Origin of the sequence: Plantibacter auratus (assembly GCF_050587365.1) — a bacterium.
Classification (GTDB): Bacteria; Actinomycetota; Actinomycetes; order Actinomycetales; family Microbacteriaceae; genus Plantibacter; species Plantibacter auratus.
Genome location: NZ_JBOBFV010000002.1, coordinates 1,049,155 through 1,065,344 on the forward strand (window position 1 = coordinate 1,049,155; position 16,190 = coordinate 1,065,344).

Here is a 16,190-nt window from a genome sequence, read left to right on the forward strand (position 1 = left end):
GTTCGCAACGCAGGACGCACCGGGCGAGTCGCTGCTGGTGCCGCAGGGGCGCGTCGCGACATGCGACGACCGTCCTGAATTGTGAACCGTCGGTCAGCTCCGCAACCAGGCCTCGAGACCGTCCGCGCTGATCGGGAGTGCTGCGGAGAGCACCTCGTGGCCGGTGGCGGTCACGAGCAGGTCGTCCTCGATGCGGACGCCGATACCGCGCAGCTCCGGCGGCACGGTGAGGTCGTTCGCGTGGAAGTAGAGGCCGGGTTCGACCGTCAGGACGGCGCCCGGCTGCAACGGCTCGTCGAGGTACCGCTCGTCGCCGATGCGGGCGCAGTCGTGCACGTCGAGTCCGAGATGGTGGCCGGTGCCGCTCGGCAGGTAGCGGCGGTGCTGCTGGCCGTTCGGCGACATCGCCTCGTCGACCGACACCTGCAGGATGCCGAGTTCGCGGAGGCTCGTGGCGATCTGCTCGTAGGCCGTGTTCCGCATGTCGATGAACGACCGGCCGGGGCCCACCTCCGACATCGCGGCGCGGTGGGCCCGCTCGACGTGGTCGTGGACCTCGCGCTGGGCCGCGGTGTAGGACCCGCTCGCCGGGAAGGTCCTCGTGACGTCGGCGGTGTACAACGAGCGGGCTTCGACACCGGCGTCCATGAGGATGAGATGCTCGGGGAGGACCGGACCGTCGCAGCGCGTCCAGTGCAGCGTGGGAGCATGCGGTCCGCTGCCGATGATCGTCGAGTACCCGACACCGTTGCCGAAGGTGCGGGCGTGGCGCTCGAAGGTCGACTGCAACCAGCGTTCTCCGCCGAACTCGATGGCGGCGGGCAGTTCGCGCACGACCGAGCGGAACCCGCCGACCGTGGCGTCCACGGCGGCGCGGAGCTGCGCGATCTCCCAGTCGTCCTTGACGAGCTTCGCGGCGGACAGGGCGATGAGGAGCGCTCGCGACGCCGCGAATCGACCGTCGACCCTGGGCTCCGGGGCGCCTGCGCGGAGCGCGTCGGCGGGTACGAGGGCGAGGGACTCGTCCAGCACCTCGAGCGAGCGGACCTCGATGCCGAGCGCCTCCGCCCACTGGGGGAGTCCGGCGGACGGGCCGATCCAGAGCTCGCCGCGCATGGCGTCGGCGTAGAACGCCTCCTCACCGGGACCGACGGGCTCGGCGAGGTACAGCGTCGCGTCGTGCCCACCGGCGGTCGGCCGCATGACGAGGACGGCGCCCTCCGCCTGACAGGAGGTGAGCCACACGAAGTCGCTGTCGGGCCGGAACGGGAACTCGGTGTCGTTCGCGCGCGTCACGGCGCGTCCCGCGGTGACCACGAGCCACCGGCCGGGGAACTGCGCGCTGACGACGTCGCGGTGACGCCCGGCGGCTGCGCCGGCACCCTCGGCGAGGTCGACGGAGCGGTCCACCGCACCCCAGCCCGTCGCGAGGTACTCGCGGAACGCGTCGTCCCGGGGGAGCGGCTGGGTGCGGGGGTCGCGGAACTGCAGGCTGTCTGGACACATGGAGATCAGTAAGCCACCCGCGGTGGACGCCGTCAAGCTGCGACGCCTGGAGCCAGCGGAACATCTCGTCGGTGTCGTCAGATCCGGCGTTTCGTCCTGTCTGACCGGCTCAGGTGATGGACGGGATGGACGGATCGTCGGCAGGTTGACACCTGTTCGGACGCCTCCGCAGAATGACGGCATGACAGGAACCGCCGACACCGGCACCAGTGCCACGCTCGATTTCAACCTCGATGCGAAGGTGTTCGACATGGTGTCGTCGTCCGCGAGCGTCGTCGACGCCGACGCACCCACGCGATTCGTCTACCACGAGACGCACGGCGTGCTGTGGGGCGAATACGTCGGCGACACCGTCTCCGTCGGACGGTTCTGCGGGGTGCGCAGCGGCGAACGCATCGACATCTCGTTCGTGCACCGCAACCGTGCCGGCGACCTGACGACGCGCGGCGAAGCGAGCTCGATCATCTCCCGCGCCGAGGACGGCTCGTTCATCCTCACCGAGGACTTCATCGGCCCGGACGGCCAGTCCCACGTCAGCGTCTGTCGGGAGATCGCCGCCGCCTGAACCGGTCAGGTTCGGCACGCCGCCGCCGGCGGGTCAGCGTCCGCGTCGCTCCGGCACCCGCTGGGCGCGCTCGTCGCTCGTTCGGACGAACCGGGTCATGCCGAAGCGCTCGCCGGAGTCCTCGACGCTCGTGCGTTCGGACCTCGTCATGCGGAGCGACACGTTCGACCGCTCCTCGTCCATGAGGAAGACGGTCGTCGTCGCCTTAATGGACGGCCACTGTGCGAGCCGGGTGGCGACCAGTTCGTGGATCGCCGCCACATCTGGGGCCCGGATCAGCATCATCGCGTCGTGCTCGCCGGTCGTGACGGCGAAGTACTCGAGCTCAGGGACCGAGGACAGGCGCGCGCGGAAGTCCGCCCACTGGCTCTGTCGCAGCGTGATGAAGACCATCGCCGCGACACCGAGCCCGACCGTGGCCGGCTCGATCTCCGCGTGGACCCCCTTCAGGACGCCGGCGCGGAGCATCGCCTCGTAGCGCGAGTAGGCGTTCGAGCGGGAGATCCCGAGCTCTTCCGCGAGTGCGGCGACCGAAGCCCGCCCGTCCTCCCGGAGCAGCTCCAACATGCGGATGTGGGTGTCGTCGAGTTGCATCGATTGCTCCAAACGTCCAGATTCAGCGGTGGTCCTGGCGGTCGATTGAGAGGATATGGCAGATTCGCCGCGAAATCGAGACAATTCTTCTTTGGTAACGGCTTGTGGATTGACGAATGATCGCGTATCGCACTACTTTCAGCTCATCCCTCCAACCAGATAAGGAGCTCCACCTTGTCACGATCCTTCAGCCGCACGAGCCGGCGCGGCATGGCGGCCCTCGGCCTCGCCCTCGCCGCCGGCCTCGCGCTCAGCGCCTGCTCCCCCTCAGGTGGCTCCGATGACAGTGCGGGCAAGTCGCTCGTCGTCGACGCGTCCTTCGACCTCAAGACCGCCGACCCGAACCGCGAGTACGAGACCACCGGCTCGATCGTCGCGAAGGCGCTCTACGAGACCCTCCTCACGTTCAAGGGCGACGACGTCACCGCCCCCGTCGACGGCCTCGCGAGCTACGAGATGAACGCCGACAACACGGTGATGACCCTCACGATGAAGGACGGCAAGAAGTTCTCCGACGGCTCCGACGTGACCGTCGACGACGCGGTGTTCTCGCTGCAGCGCGTCCAGGGCGTGAAGGGCAACCCGTCCTTCCTGCTCGACGGCGTCACGATCGAGAAGACCTCGGACACGACCCTCACGCTCACTTCGGCGACGCCGAACCCGGCCCTCCCGTTCATCCTGCCGAACCCGGCCCTCGGCGTCGTGAACAAGAAGGTCGTCGAGGAGAACGGTGGCAGCGCGACCGCCGACGATGCGGCCGAGTCGTTCCTCAACACCACCTCCGCGGGCTCCGGCCCGTACAAGCTCGAGTCCTTCGACGCCGCCTCGCAGGTCGTCTTCACGGCGAACCCCGAGTACACGGGGACCAAGCCCGCGTACGAGCGCGTCGTCCTCCGCAACGTGCAGGGCCCGACCCAGAAGCTCAACGTCGAGGCCGGTGACTCGCAGGTCGCCCTCGACCTGAACCCCGACCAGGTCTCCGAGCTCGACGACTCGAAGGTGAAGATCATCGCGAATCCCTCGCGCTACATGATCTTCCTCATGCTCAACCAGGACCCCGCGATCAGCGACATCACGAGCAACCCGAAGTTCCTCGAGGCCGTCAAGCTCGGCATCGACTACGACAAGATCGTCGACCTCGCCGGCGACGGTTCCGTCCGTCCAGGTGGCTTCATCCCCTCGATCTTCAACGGTGCGCTCGACGCCGCCGACGGCAACCAGTTCGACGCCGATGCGGCGAAGGCGGCTCTCAAGGAGTCCGGTTACGCCGGCGAAGCCGTCACGCTGAACTTCCCGAACGACATCACGGTGCAGGGGCTGTCGCTCCAGAGCATCGCGGAGTCGGTCCAGGCGCAGCTGAAGTCGGTCGGCATCACCATCACGCTGGCCCCGGCTCCGGTCGCCACCGAGCTGGACGCCTACCGCGACGGCAAGGAGACCGTCGGTCTCTGGTACTGGGGCCCGGACTTCCCGGACCCGTCGAACTACCTCGCGTTCACGCCGGGTGAGCTCGTCGGCCTCCGCGCGGGCTGGCCGGCAGGCGCCGACCCGACGGTGACCGACCTCGCGAACGCGGCGCTCGCCGCGACCGACACGGACGCCCGTGCCGCCGCGTACCAGGACCTCCAGAAGGCGCAGAACGCGAGCGGACCGTTCATCCCGCTCCTGCAGCCGGCGCAGAACGTGGTCACCGCGACCACGATCACCGAGGTTCCGCTGAACCCGACGTGGACCGTCGATCTTGCCGGAATCAAGTAGCGTCGCACCGACGACGTCCAGCGCGCGAGCGGGTCTCCACCCGCTCGCGCGCTACCTCGGCATTCGGCTCGGACTCACGGTCCTCCTGATGTTCGGGGTGACGCTCGTCACCTTCACGCTGACCAACCTCGTCCCCGCGGACCCCGTGCAGGCGGCGCTCGGTGAGCAGGCCGCAGCGGATCCGACGATCGTCGCACAGTTCCGCGAGAGCGCCGGCCTCGACAAGCCACTGCCCGTCCAGTACGTCACCTACGTCGCAAACCTGTTCCAGGGTGACCTCGGGACCTCGCAGCAGACCCGCGGCGCCGTCGCGGACGAACTCGGTCGCGCCTTCCCGGCCACGGCCGAACTGGCGCTCACCGCCATCGTCATCTCGATCATCATCGGCGTCGGTCTCGGCATGTGGGCCGCGCTGCGACGCAAGACGATCACCGACCAGGTCATCCGGGTCGTGAGCCTCATCGGCATCTCGGTGCCGTCGTTCTGGCTCGCACTCGTCGTCTACTTCGTGTTCTTCTCCCAGCTGCACTGGTTCCCGGGCTCCGGGCGACTCTCGCCCGCGGCGATCCCGCCGCCGAAGGTCACCGGGATGTACACGATCGACGCGTTGCTCGCCGGCCAGTGGTCGACCTTCGGCGACGCCATCGCCCACCTGATCCTGCCCGCCTCGGTCCTGGCGCTCTACACGATCGGTCTGCTCACCCGGTTCGCACGGTCGGCGATCCTCGAGGTGCTCGACCTCGACTACGTGCGCGCAGCACGGGCGAAGGGCCTTCCCGGCCACGTCGTCGTGACCCGGTACGTGCTCCGCGGGGCGCTCGTCCCCATCATCACCGTGCTCGGCGTCGCCTTCGGGTCGCTGCTGTCCGGGACGGTCCTCGTCGAGAAGGTGTACTCGTGGCACGGCCTCGGCGAGTACGCGTACTCCGCGGCGACCAAACTCGACCTGCCCGCGATCATGGGCGTCGGGCTCATCGTCGGCTTCGTGTACATCGGCCTGAACTTCCTGGTCGACGTGCTGTACGGCTTCATCGACCCGAGAGTGAGGGTGGCATGACCGACGTCCTCGCCGTCCAGACCAAGCGCAAGGGCCGCCTCCGCATCTCGAAGCAGCTGCGCACCCCGCTCGCCGTCGCGGGTGGTGTGATCGTGCTCTTCTGGCTGCTCGTCGCGGTGCTCGCGCCGTGGATCCGGCCGTTCGACCCGCTCGCCCAGGACTTCGACCGGCTGCGGGCCCCGAGTGCCGCGCACTGGTTCGGCACCGACCAGGTGGGCCGCGACGTCCTGTCCCGGGTCGTCAGCGGCGCGCAGGTCTCGATCCCGCTCGCCCTCATGCTCGTGATCTTCGCGATGCTCATCGGTTCGCTGCTCGGGGCGATCGCCGGCTACTTCGGCAAGGCCCTCGACGAGACCATCATGCGGATCGCGGACCTCGTGTTCGCGTTCCCGACGATCATCCTCGCGATGGTCATCGCCGCTGCGCTCGGCCCGAGCCTCACGAACGCCGTCATCGCGATGCTCATCGTGTCGTGGCCGGCGTACGCCCGCGTGACGCGTTCGCTCGTCATCGGAGCCAGGGGTGCCGAGTACGTCATCGCCGGTCGTCTGCTCGGCAACGGGCCGTTCACCTCGCTCGGCAAGGACATCCTGCCGAACGTCGTGTCGCCGGTCGTCGTGCTCGCCACACTCGACGTCGGTACGGCCATCCTGCTGCTGTCGGGGCTCTCGTTCCTGGGCCTCGGTGCCGTCCCGCCGACGCCGGACTGGGGCGCGATGGTGTCCGACGGGGTGCAGAACTTCTCCTCCTGGTGGATCGCGGTCTTCCCTGGACTCGCCATCCTCACGGTGGTGCTCGCCTTCAACTTCCTCGGCGATGCCCTCCGCGACGCCCTCGACCCCCGGTCGCAGGAAGCCGTGCAGGGGCGCGCGCTGTGAGCGGCGAGCACGGAGTGACCGATCCGAAAGGACGCGACATGACCCAGTCAGCAGGCGGCACCGGTGGCGGGATCGTCATCGAGGGGCTCACGCTCGGCTTCGGCCGCGGCGCGGCCGCCAAGCAGATCCTCCGCGGCATCGACCTCGAGGTCCCCGCCGGTCGCATCACGGGGCTGGCCGGTGAGTCGGGGTCCGGAAAGACCATGACCGGGCTCGCGATCTGCGGGCTCCTGCCGGCCGGTGCGGACCTCGGCGGCAGCATCCGCTTCGACGGCACCGAGCTCGTGGGGCTCAAGCAGCGCACCATGAACCGGTACCGCGGCACGGAGATCGCGATGATCTTCCAGGACCCGACCGCGAGCCTGCACCCCATGCTCACGGTCGAGGCCCAGCTCGTCGACCACTACCGGCACCACACGCGAGCCTCGAAGGCGGCCGCCCACGCGCGGGCGCTGGAGATGCTCGGCCTCGTCGCCGTCCCGAACCCGGAGGCGGCGCTGCGCAAGTACCCGCACCAGTTCTCGGGCGGGCAGCTGCAGCGCGTCGCAATCGCCTCGGCGCTCATGTGCGAGCCCTCGGTGCTCATCGCCGACGAACCGACCACGGCCCTCGACGTCACGGTCCAGGCCGGCATCCTCCGCCTGCTGCGGAAGCTGTGCGACGAGCTCGGGATCGCGATCATCCTCGTCACCCACGACCTCGGAGTGATGTCGGCGCTCGCCGACACGATCGCGGTCATGCGGCTCGGCGAGATCGTCGAGCACGGCAGCCGGTACCAGGTCATCACCGATCCGCAGCACGAGTACACCAAGGCGCTCATCGACGCGCTGCCCGACACGGGAACGGAGGCGGCGTCATGACGCTGCTGCACCTCGACGACGTCCACGTGACGTACAAGCTGCCCGGTCGCGGCACGCTGAACGCGGTCGACGGCGTGAGCTTCGACCTCGAGCCGCGACAGGTGCTCGGCCTGGTGGGGGAGTCGGGCTGCGGCAAGTCGACACTCGCGCGAGCGGTCTGCGGGCTGGAACCGACCTCGGGTGGCGCGATCACGTTCAACGGGACGCCGATCGGCAAGCTGGGTCTCCGGAAGCGCGCACCGGAGCTGCTGCGGATCCAGATGGTCTTCCAGAACCCGTACGCCTCGCTGAACCCGCGCCGCACGGTCGGGAGTCAGATCGAGGACGGCCTCCGGGTCAACCCGGTGCGCGACGCGTGGGACGTCGGTCAGCTGCTCGAGCACGTCGAACTCGACGCCGCCAGCCGCACCCGCTACCCGCACCAGTTCTCGGGCGGCCAGCGTCAGCGCATCGCGATCGCCCGGGCCATCGCGGCGGGCCCCGAGCTGCTCATCGGTGACGAGCCGATCGCGTCGCTCGACGCCTCCCTGCAGGCTCGGGTGGCGAAGCTCATGCGGAAGCTCGCGGTCGAGACCGGCGCGGCGCTCCTGTTCATCAGCCACGACCTGTCCGTCGTGCGGGTCATCGCGGACGACGTGGCGGTCATGAGCGCCGGTCGCATCGTCGAGCACGGTCCGGTCGACCGCGTCTGGTCCGACCCGCAGGACGCCTACACGCAGCGGCTCCTCGCGGCGATCCCGGTCGTCGACGGACTCGGCACCCTCCCCGGCGCCTAGCCGGACCCCTGCTCCGTCCCTGTCTCAGGAGCGTCTCGGCGTGTCGGGTCCCCCGCGCTCGACACGCCGAGGCGTTCCTGAGTCAGGGAACCGGTCAGCGGAGGGTCGGCGGGCCGACCGGGCCGGGGGAGTCGTCGATGAACGGTCGGTCGATCGTCTCCCGGACGAGCAGTTCGAGGAGGCGGAACGCGCCGACCGCCGCGAGCTGGACGAGGAGGATCGGCCCGAGGAGCGCACCGGCGTACGGCAACCAGACGAGGAGTCTCCGTTCCTCCCGCCAGCACACGGCGAGGACCGCGGGTGCCATCGCGAGGCCGAGCCACCCGGGCGTCGGAGCGCCGAGCACGGGCGTGACGAGTCCGATCGTCGCGACCCAGACGGCCAGGACCCCGAGGACCGACTGCCCGATCAGGACGGCGGCGACGCCTGGAGCGTGCCTGACGTACCGCTCGACCGACACGACGGCCCACATGAGCCAGGCGCGCAGGAGCGGCACCCGCTGGTGGCGGAGGCCGACGCGGAACTGTCGGTCGTCCTCGAACCGCTGCTCGAGTGCCTGGTCCGGCGGGAGCCCGAGCGCGAGGAGTGCCCGGTGGTCGTGCACGACGGCCGGCGCGGACTGTCGGCCGTAGCTGCCGATGAAGCTCCACAGGACGCCCGGGACGGACGCGAGGTCGGTCCATCCCTCCGTGCGGCCGCCGTCGTGCCCGCCGTCGGACGCCTGTGCCCACACGACGGGACCGTCAGGTGCGTGCTCCTGGAACCCGATCCGCCGTTCGAGCCGGAACCGGCGTCCGGTCGGGGGGATCTGCGCCAGATCGATCCGCTGCAGCGGCTGCTCATCGTCGTCGAGGTAGGGCATGCGGACATCCTCCCGCAGCCCACCGTCAGGTGTGAGTCCCCTGGATGTCGGCTCGTGACCTTGCTCACGAGTTTCCCGCGTCGTAGCGTGGCGTTCCGTTGCCGTTCAACCGAGTCTGGTCAGATGGTCAAACAGCTGCGATGCGGTTCGGAGAGCATCGCTCGAACGAGAGTTGTCACGTGAGTCTTCGCACGGCCGAGTACCCGAGGCCCGATCACTTCCTGCTCCATGTGAGCGACACGCACCTCCTCGCCGGCGGGGGGAGCCTCTACGACAGCGTCGACAGCGAGACGCATCTGCGTCACCTGTTCGCCGAGTTCGAGGCGTCCGGCGGTCGGCCCGAAGCGATCGTCTTCACGGGTGACCTCGCCGACAAGGGCGAACCCGACGCGTACGACCGCATCCGCTCCATCGCCGAGCCGGTCGCCGAGCGCCTCGGATCGCAGATCATCTGGGTGATGGGCAACCACGACGACCGCCAGGCGTTCCGCGCCGGGCTGTTCGGTGAGGTGCCGACCACCCGCCCGGTCGACCGCGTCTACGACGTCAACGGCCTCCGCGTCATCACCCTCGACTCCAGCGTCCCCGGGCACCACCACGGCGAAGTCTCGGACGAGCAGCTCGACTGGCTCGCCGAGGAACTCTCGACGAAGGCGCCCCACGGCACGATCCTCGCGATGCACCACCCGCCCGTCCCGAGCGTGCTCGACCTCGCCGTGAGCGTCGAGCTGCGCGATCAGGCGAAGCTCGCCGAAGTGCTCGAGGGGTCCGACGTCCGGAGCATCATCGCCGGTCACCTGCACTACTCGTCGACCGCGACGTTCGCGGGCATCCCGGTGTCGGTCGCCTCGGCCACGTGCTACACGCAGGACCTCAACGTGCCCGTCGGCGGGACGCGTGGTCGCGACGGCGCGCGGGCGTTCAACCTCGTCCACGTCTACGGCAAGACGGTCCTGCACTCGGTGGTGCCGCTGGGTGAGACCCCGCCGCTGCATTACATCGACGCCGAGGAGAGTGCGCGCCTGCTCGCTCGCGACGGCATCGAGCTGCCCGTGTCGGACACGGTGCCGGTGCAGCCGGAGCCGCCGCTGACGATGCCGATCGGCGTACTCGTCTAGGGCTGCACCTCCCTGCTCCCTGAGCTCGCCTCCGGTCCCTGAACTTCCCCCCGGTCCCTGAACTTCCCCCGGTTCCCTGAGCCTGTCGAAGGGCTGCACGTTCTCCGGTCCCTGAGCCTGTCGAAGGGCCGCAGCGTGCCGACTCCGCCGTTCCGGGAGCCTCCCCAGACCGACGCGCCTATCGTGGACGGATGACCTCCCCAGAAGCACCCCGCACCGCACTCGTCGTCGGCGCCAGCGGCATCACCGGTTCCGCGATCGTGTCGCAGCTCCTCGAGGACGGTGGCTGGCGGATCCTCGCCCTCGCTCGCCGAGCGCCGGCGGCCCACCCGCAGGTCGAGCACGTCGCGGCCGACCTCCGGGACGCGGACGACCTCGCGCGCGCCCTCGGCGGCACCGGCGTCACCCACGTGTTCTTCACCGCCTGGTCACGTCAGGACACCGAGGCCGAGAACATCCGGGTCAACGGCGGCATGGTCCGCGACCTGCTGGCAGCCCTCTCCGCCGAGCCCGTTCAGCACGTCGCCCTGGTCACCGGCCTGAAGCACTACCTCGGCCCGTTCGAGGCCTATGCGGCGGGCGAGATGCCCGACACCCCGTTCCACGAGGACGAGGACCGACTCGACACGCCCAACTTCTACTACGAGCAGGAGGACGAGCTCTTCGCCGCGGCTGCGCGAGCGGGGTTCACCTGGTCGGTACACCGCTCCCACACCGTGATCGGACATGCGGTCGGCAATGCGATGAACATGGCGTCCACGCTCGCGGTGCAGGCGGCGCTCTGTAAGCGCCTCGACCGACCGTTCGTGTTCCCCGGTTCCGAGACCCAGTGGAACGGCCTCACCGACATGACCGACGCCGGACTCCTCGCCGAGCAGATGCTCTGGGCTGCGACCTCACCGGCCGGTGCGGACGAGGCGTTCAACATCGTCAACGGCGACGTCTTCCGCTGGCGCTGGATGTGGCCGCGACTGGCTGCGCACCTCGGCGTCGAGCCGGAGGGTTTCGACACCGAGCCGCGTCCGCTCGAGCAGCAGATGGCGGGCGTCGAGGGCACCTGGGCCGAGCTGGCGGCCGAACACGGTCTCGTCGAGGCCGATCTCTCCCGCGTGGCGTCGTGGTGGCACACCGACGGCGACCTCGGCCGGGACATCGAAGTCGTCACCGACATGAGCAAGAGCCGACTCGCCGGCTTCACCGGCTACCGGCGGACGCTGGACGCCTTCATCGCGATCTTCGACCGCCTCCGCGATGAGCGCATCGTCCCCTGACCGGCCCCGGTCCCCGGGCGCCCTTCCGGCCCCTGGGCACCCGTGCGGTCCCTGAGCCTGTCGAAGGGTGGCGACCGTCTCGGTCCCTGAGCTTGTCGAAGGGCGGCACTTCGACAAGCTCAGTGACCGGGTTCTGCTCAGTGGCCCATTCCGGCCTCTGAGCGCCCGTCTCGGTCCCTGAGCCTGTCGAAGGGCGGTCAGCTGAGCTTGGCGGGCTCGATCTCGAGCGCGTTCGGCACGGCGGCCTCGCGCTCCCACGGGGCCGGGAACGGGAAGTACCGCTCGAGGAAGTCGATCACCGCGGTGGTGCGTTGCTCCACCGAGATCTCCGGCCGGCTGCCGTCGTTCAGGCAGAACATGTCCTGGTCGCGTCGCTTGAGGAGTCGTTCCATCTGCCCGAGCGACTGCTTGAGCGTCGTCTCGATGTAGCGGACCTTCGCCTGGGTCTGCTGCACCGCGCGACCCGTCATGAGGCCGTAGTAGTGGTAGAACGAGTTCGTCACCGAGATGTTGTCGGCCGCACGGAACGCGCTGTGGGAGGTCGCGCGGAACTCCTCGGCGAACTCCTGCTCCATCTCCGCCATGATGCTCCGGCGGAGGGGTGCGGCGCAGTGCTCGAGGTGACGGGTGGTGACGCGTCCGAAGCGCTCGTGCAGGAGCCGACGGTTCACGCGGGCCGCGTTCTCGAAGCCGCTGCGCGAGGGGTCGTTCGCCCCGAGGCCGATGCGGGTGGTCGCCTCCACGAACTTGCTGATGCCGCCCGGTGAGAAGAACAGTTCGGGACTGATCGGTCGTCCGAGGAACATGTCGTCGTTGGAGTAGAGGAAGTGCTCCGACAGCCCCTCGATGCGGTGGAGCTGGCTCTCGACGGCCATGGAGTTGTGCGTCGGCAGGGCGTCGAGGTCGCCGAAGAACTCCTCGCTGCGCACGATGGTGACCTTCGGGTGCTCCGCCAGCCATTCGGGCGCGGGGGAGTCGGTCGCGATGAAGATGCGTCGGATCCACGGGGCGAAGGTGTGCACGCTGCGGAGGGCGTACTTGAGCTCGTTGATCTGGCGGAACCGGGCGTCGGAGTCGTCGCCGTCGCCGACGACGTAGCTCTGCATCCGCTTGGCGCGGGCGCGCTGGAACTCCTCGGAGGAGCCGTCCACCCACGAGAAGACGAGGTCGATGTCGAAGGTGACGTCGCTCGCGAGCGCACCGAACATGTGCTCGAGCGTCCGCCAGGTGCGGCCATAGCGTTCGACGGTCGTCTCGACGGCCTCGGTGCGGGGCATGTACGTCCGCATGAGGACGTTCTCAACGGGAGCGGTGATCTCCTCGTCGCCGAAGCGCCAGAGTTCGAGCTGCAGGGCGGTCTCCATGCCGTAGCGGAGGCGGCCGAGCGGTTCGATGCGCGGTCGGTACAGCCGGAACACCTCGGCCTTGCGGGCGCCGGTGAGCAGGCCGTCGGAGAGGAGGTGCGGATCGCCGGCCGGCTTCACCGTCGACATGCGCGCTTTGAGCGGCACGCTGTAGAAGGGCTCGTCGGCGAACGCCTCTGCGAGTGCGGTCTGCAGGCGCTTGCGCAGGGAGCGGTCGATGACGATGACGGGGCGGTCGTGCTCGCCCCGGATGAGGAGGTATTCGATCTCGGCCGCGTCGAGCACGTCGGCGACGGCGAGCAGGTCCTCCACCATCGACTGCTGTGGGGTCAGGTGACCGTTGATGAGGGTGTAGACGCCCTTGCGCTGCACCACGTCGGGGCGGTCGAAGCGCTGCGATCGGGAGCCACCGGTCACGAGGACGAGCTCAGGGGCGGTGGTGAACGGGAGTTCCGGCGGAATCGTGTCCTTCGCGGTACTGGTGAAGGCCGTCGGTGCCTGAGTGCCGACGGTTGGCCGCTGGTCGTCGAGTTCGTTCGTGATCGTGTCCGCCTCTGGTCTGCTGGGGAGTGGGTTCATCGTTATTGTACGGCCGTCGCCCGGGACCGCTCGCGGCTTGACGGCGACGGGGTCGCAGGCGGCGTCCGGGTACGATTGACCCATGGTGAGCGTGGCGGAATCCTTGGTGCGCCTGCAGGACCTGGCCTCGTCGCCCGTGGTCGCTCGGGTGGCGTCGGCGTTCGCCGAAGCCGGGTACGAACTGGCCCTCGTCGGTGGACCGGTTCGCGATGCGATGCTCGGTCGCACCGTGAGCGACCTCGACTTCACGTCGAACGCCTCGCCCGACCAGATCCTCGCGGTCCTCAAGCCGATGGCGAGCGCCTGGTGGGACGTCGGCCGCGACTTCGGGACGATCGGCGCGAAGGTCACCGTCACCGACGACGGCGGCGTCGAGCACGCCGACACCGTCGAGATCACGACCTATCGGGCCGACGCCTACGACGGCGTGACCCGCAAGCCGGTCGTCGCGTTCGGCGACACCCTCGAAGACGACCTGCGGCGGCGCGACTTCACCGTCAACTCGATGGCGCTCCGCATCCCCGAGATCACCCTCGTCGACCCGTCCGGCGGCGTCGAGGACCTCGTCGCCCACCTGCTGCGGACGCCGAGCTCGCCCGAGGTCTCCTTCGGCGATGACCCGCTGCGCATGCTCCGAGCCGCGCGGTTCGCTTCGCAGCTCGGCTTCCGGCCCACCGACGACGTGATCGAGGCGATGGAGGAGCGTCGCGAGACCATCTCCATCGTGAGTCCCGAGCGCATCCAGGCCGAGCTCGGCAAGCTGCTCGCGACCGACCACCCGCGCGCGGGCCTCGAGCTGCTCGTCGACACCGGCATCGCCGACCTCGTGCTGCCCGAGCTGCCCGCGCTCCGGCTGGAGCCCGACGAGCACCACCACCACAAGGACGTCTACCAGCACTCGCTCACGGTGCTCGAGCAGGCGATCGGCTACGAGCGCTCGCGGCACCCCGGCGAGGCGCCCGACCTCGTTCTGCGTTGGGCCGCGCTGCTCCACGACATCGGCAAGCCGGCGACGAAGAAGACCGGCCCCGGCGCAGCCGTCACCTTCTACCACCACGACCTCGTGGGTGCGAAGCTGGCGAAGAAGCGCCTCACCGCGCTCCGCTACGACGGCGACACCATCAAGAGCGTCGCGCGGCTCGTCGAGCTGCACATGCGGTTCTTCGGGTACTCGGAGGGCGTCTGGGCCGACTCAGCGGTGCGGCGCTACGTCCGCGACGCCGGTCCGCTGCTCGAGCGGCTGCACATGCTCGTCCGCGCCGATGTCACGACCCGCAACCGGCGCAAGGCCGACCGCCTCGGTTTCGCCTACGACGACCTGGAGCAGCGCATCGTCGAGCTCCAGGAGCAGGAGGAGCTCGAGTCCGTCCGGCCCGACCTCGACGGCAACCGCATCCAGGAGGTGCTGGGCATCGCACCCGGTCGCGAGGTCGGCGAGGCGTACCGCTGGCTACTGGAGCTGCGCCTCGACGAGGGCCCGCTCGGCGAGGAGGAGGCCACCCGCCGCCTCCTCGACTGGTGGTCCTCCCGGTGACAGCCCCACCTGCCCGCGAACTGTCACAAACGCACGGTCAGACGGCGTCACACTGACCGTTTCTGACAGCTCGCGGGCGTTCAGACTGAACTGCTAGCCTCCCTGAGGTTCACGGAACGAAGGATTCTCATGCTCAAGCGCCACGCCGCCCTCGCGATCGCGGCTGCCTCCGCCCTGATGCTGAGCGGTTGCGCCGCCGGATCCACGGAGCGCACGACGGTCACGGTGCGTGTCTGGGATGCCGCCGTCGCCGACGCCTATGAGACCTCGTTCGCCGCCTTCGAGCGCGAGAACCCCGACATCCGTGTCCGCGTCGACGTCGTCGAGTGGGCCGACTACTGGACGAAGCTCCGCACCGATGTCGCGGCGGACACCGCTCCCGACGTCTTCTGGTTGAACAACTCCTACCTCGCCGGGTACGCGGACAGCGGCAGCGTCCTCGACGTCGGGCAGACGCTCGGTAAGGACGCCTCGAAGGACTGGGCACCGAGCGTGGTCAGCCAGTTCACCCGGAACGACAAGCTCTGGGCCGTCCCGCAACTGTCCGACGCCGGGATCGCGGTCTACTACAACGCCGACCTCCTCGACGCGGCCGGCGTGAAGCCCGCCGAGCTCGAGGACGCGACCTGGTCGCCCGACGCGACGAAGGACACGTTCCTGCCCCTGGCGAAGAAGCTGACGAAGGACGCGGCCGGGGTCTCGGCCGACCAGCCCGGCTTCAACCCGGCGGCGCCCGCCACCTATGGGACCGGCCTCGGGTACGACCTGCAGGCCGTGCTCCTGCCGTTCATCGGCTCGAACGGCGGGAAGTACCAGGACGGCGACGACTTCGCGTTCAACGACCCGAAGACGAGCGAGTCCGTCAGCTACCTCGTCAACGCGATCAACGGCGCCAAGGTCGCCCCACCGGCCGCTTCCACGAACGCCGACGGTGACTTCTCCCGCGACGCCTTCCTCCAGGGCAAGGTCGCGATGTTCCAGTCGGGGCTCTACAGCCTGAAGGCCGTGCACGACGGTGCCGACTTCCGCTGGGGTGTCGCCGAGCTCCCGGCCGGCCCTGCGGGCAAGGTCAGCGTCACGAACGGGATCGCCGCAGCGGGCAACGCGGCCACGAAGCACCCCGACCAGGTGAAGAAGGTGCTCGCCTGGTTGGGCAGCACCGAGGGCAACGCTCCCGTCGGTTCGTCCGGCTCGGCGGTCCCCGCCGTCACCGCGGCCCAGAAGCAGTACTTCGATTACTGGAAGGGCCAGGACGTCGACGTGCAGCCCTTCTTCGACGTGATCGCCGACGACGCGAAGACCATCGCGCCGCCGACGGGTGCCGGGTACGCGAAGGGACTCGCCGCCTACGACCCGATCTTCAAGGAGATCTTCGCCGGCACGACGCCCGTCGCCGACGGTCTCAAGAAGGCGCAGGAGGCGGCCAACGCCGCCATCAACGACTGAGTCCGGGCGCAGGGCATCGCAG

General features: G+C 69.3%; 14 protein-coding genes. 10 read left to right on the forward strand and 4 right to left on the reverse strand.

Annotated features, from left to right (window positions below):
* Positions 1 to 93 precede the first annotated feature (93 nt).
* Positions 94 to 1,506, reverse strand: coding sequence for an aminopeptidase P family protein (locus ACQ3HE_RS12165; RefSeq protein ID WP_079704284.1), 1,413 nt, complete (start codon positions 1,504 to 1,506; stop codon positions 94 to 96).
* 181 nt (positions 1,507 to 1,687) lie between these two features.
* Between ACQ3HE_RS12165 and ACQ3HE_RS12170 the strand changes: the two genes are divergently transcribed.
* On the forward strand, positions 1,688 to 2,071 hold the full coding sequence (locus ACQ3HE_RS12170) for an avidin-fold protein (protein ID WP_201299337.1): 384 nt from the start codon (positions 1,688 to 1,690) through the stop codon (positions 2,069 to 2,071).
* A 33-nt stretch (positions 2,072 to 2,104) separates the two neighbouring features.
* Here the strand turns inward: ACQ3HE_RS12170 and ACQ3HE_RS12175 are convergent, their stop codons facing one another.
* Complete coding sequence (locus ACQ3HE_RS12175; protein ID WP_079003723.1) at positions 2,105 to 2,665, reverse strand: Lrp/AsnC family transcriptional regulator; 561 nt, start codon at positions 2,663 to 2,665, stop codon at positions 2,105 to 2,107.
* A 174-nt stretch (positions 2,666 to 2,839) separates the two neighbouring features.
* Between ACQ3HE_RS12175 and ACQ3HE_RS12180 the strand changes: the two genes are divergently transcribed.
* The 5 genes from ACQ3HE_RS12180 to ACQ3HE_RS12200 are packed head-to-tail and all read left to right on the forward strand — an operon-like array spanning position 2,840 to position 7,994.
* Entirely contained in the window at positions 2,840 to 4,423 is a 1,584-nt protein-coding gene (locus ACQ3HE_RS12180) for an ABC transporter substrate-binding protein (RefSeq protein WP_197977346.1), read from the forward strand.
* A complete protein-coding gene (locus tag ACQ3HE_RS12185; RefSeq protein ID WP_228501403.1) occupies positions 4,407 to 5,480 on the forward strand; it encodes an ABC transporter permease in 1,074 nt (357 codons plus the stop codon). Before ACQ3HE_RS12180 ends, ACQ3HE_RS12185 begins: the two co-directional genes overlap by 17 nt.
* Complete coding sequence (locus tag ACQ3HE_RS12190; RefSeq protein WP_430892928.1) at positions 5,477 to 6,358, forward strand: ABC transporter permease; 882 nt, start codon at positions 5,477 to 5,479, stop codon at positions 6,356 to 6,358. Before ACQ3HE_RS12185 ends, ACQ3HE_RS12190 begins: the two co-directional genes overlap by 4 nt.
* 38 nt (positions 6,359 to 6,396) lie before the next feature.
* Complete coding sequence (locus ACQ3HE_RS12195) at positions 6,397 to 7,218, forward strand: ABC transporter ATP-binding protein (RefSeq protein WP_430892929.1); 822 nt, start codon at positions 6,397 to 6,399, stop codon at positions 7,216 to 7,218.
* Positions 7,215 to 7,994, forward strand: coding sequence for an ABC transporter ATP-binding protein (locus tag ACQ3HE_RS12200; protein ID WP_079003721.1), 780 nt, complete (start codon positions 7,215 to 7,217; stop codon positions 7,992 to 7,994). The genes ACQ3HE_RS12195 and ACQ3HE_RS12200 overlap by 4 nt, the downstream gene beginning before the upstream one ends.
* A gap of 94 nt (positions 7,995 to 8,088) precedes the next feature.
* On the opposite strand, the gene ACQ3HE_RS12205 is transcribed toward ACQ3HE_RS12200, so the two are convergent.
* Positions 8,089 to 8,856, reverse strand: a complete 768-nt coding sequence (locus tag ACQ3HE_RS12205; RefSeq protein WP_430892930.1) for a DUF1353 domain-containing protein — start codon at positions 8,854 to 8,856, stop codon at positions 8,089 to 8,091.
* 179 nt (positions 8,857 to 9,035) lie between these two features.
* On the opposite strand from ACQ3HE_RS12205, the gene ACQ3HE_RS12210 reads away from it, so the two are divergent.
* Together ACQ3HE_RS12210 and ACQ3HE_RS12215 are read left to right on the forward strand one after the other, a co-directional pair.
* Positions 9,036 to 9,974, forward strand: a complete 939-nt coding sequence (locus ACQ3HE_RS12210) for a phosphodiesterase (protein ID WP_430892931.1) — start codon at positions 9,036 to 9,038, stop codon at positions 9,972 to 9,974.
* Positions 9,975 to 10,165: 191 nt separating this feature from the next.
* Complete coding sequence (locus ACQ3HE_RS12215; RefSeq protein WP_430892932.1) at positions 10,166 to 11,245, forward strand: SDR family oxidoreductase; 1,080 nt, start codon at positions 10,166 to 10,168, stop codon at positions 11,243 to 11,245.
* Between the two features lie 197 nt (positions 11,246 to 11,442).
* Here ACQ3HE_RS12215 and ACQ3HE_RS12220 read toward each other — a convergent pair whose 3' ends face one another.
* Positions 11,443 to 13,272 carry a stealth family protein gene (locus tag ACQ3HE_RS12220; RefSeq protein WP_430892933.1) on the reverse strand — a complete coding sequence of 610 codons (1,830 nt, stop codon included), beginning with the start codon at positions 13,270 to 13,272 and terminating at the stop codon, positions 11,443 to 11,445.
* Between ACQ3HE_RS12220 and ACQ3HE_RS12225 the strand changes: the two genes are divergently transcribed.
* Together ACQ3HE_RS12225 and ACQ3HE_RS12230 are read left to right on the forward strand one after the other, a co-directional pair.
* Complete coding sequence (locus ACQ3HE_RS12225; protein WP_430892934.1) at positions 13,271 to 14,722, forward strand: CCA tRNA nucleotidyltransferase; 1,452 nt, start codon at positions 13,271 to 13,273, stop codon at positions 14,720 to 14,722. The two genes, ACQ3HE_RS12220 and ACQ3HE_RS12225, sit on opposite strands and share 2 nt — an antisense overlap.
* Before the next feature lie 129 nt (positions 14,723 to 14,851).
* The gene (locus ACQ3HE_RS12230; RefSeq protein ID WP_124767791.1) at positions 14,852 to 16,168 is read left to right on the forward strand and encodes an ABC transporter substrate-binding protein; all 1,317 of its coding nucleotides are present in this window, start codon (positions 14,852 to 14,854) and stop codon (positions 16,166 to 16,168) included.
* Positions 16,169 to 16,190 lie beyond the last annotated feature (22 nt).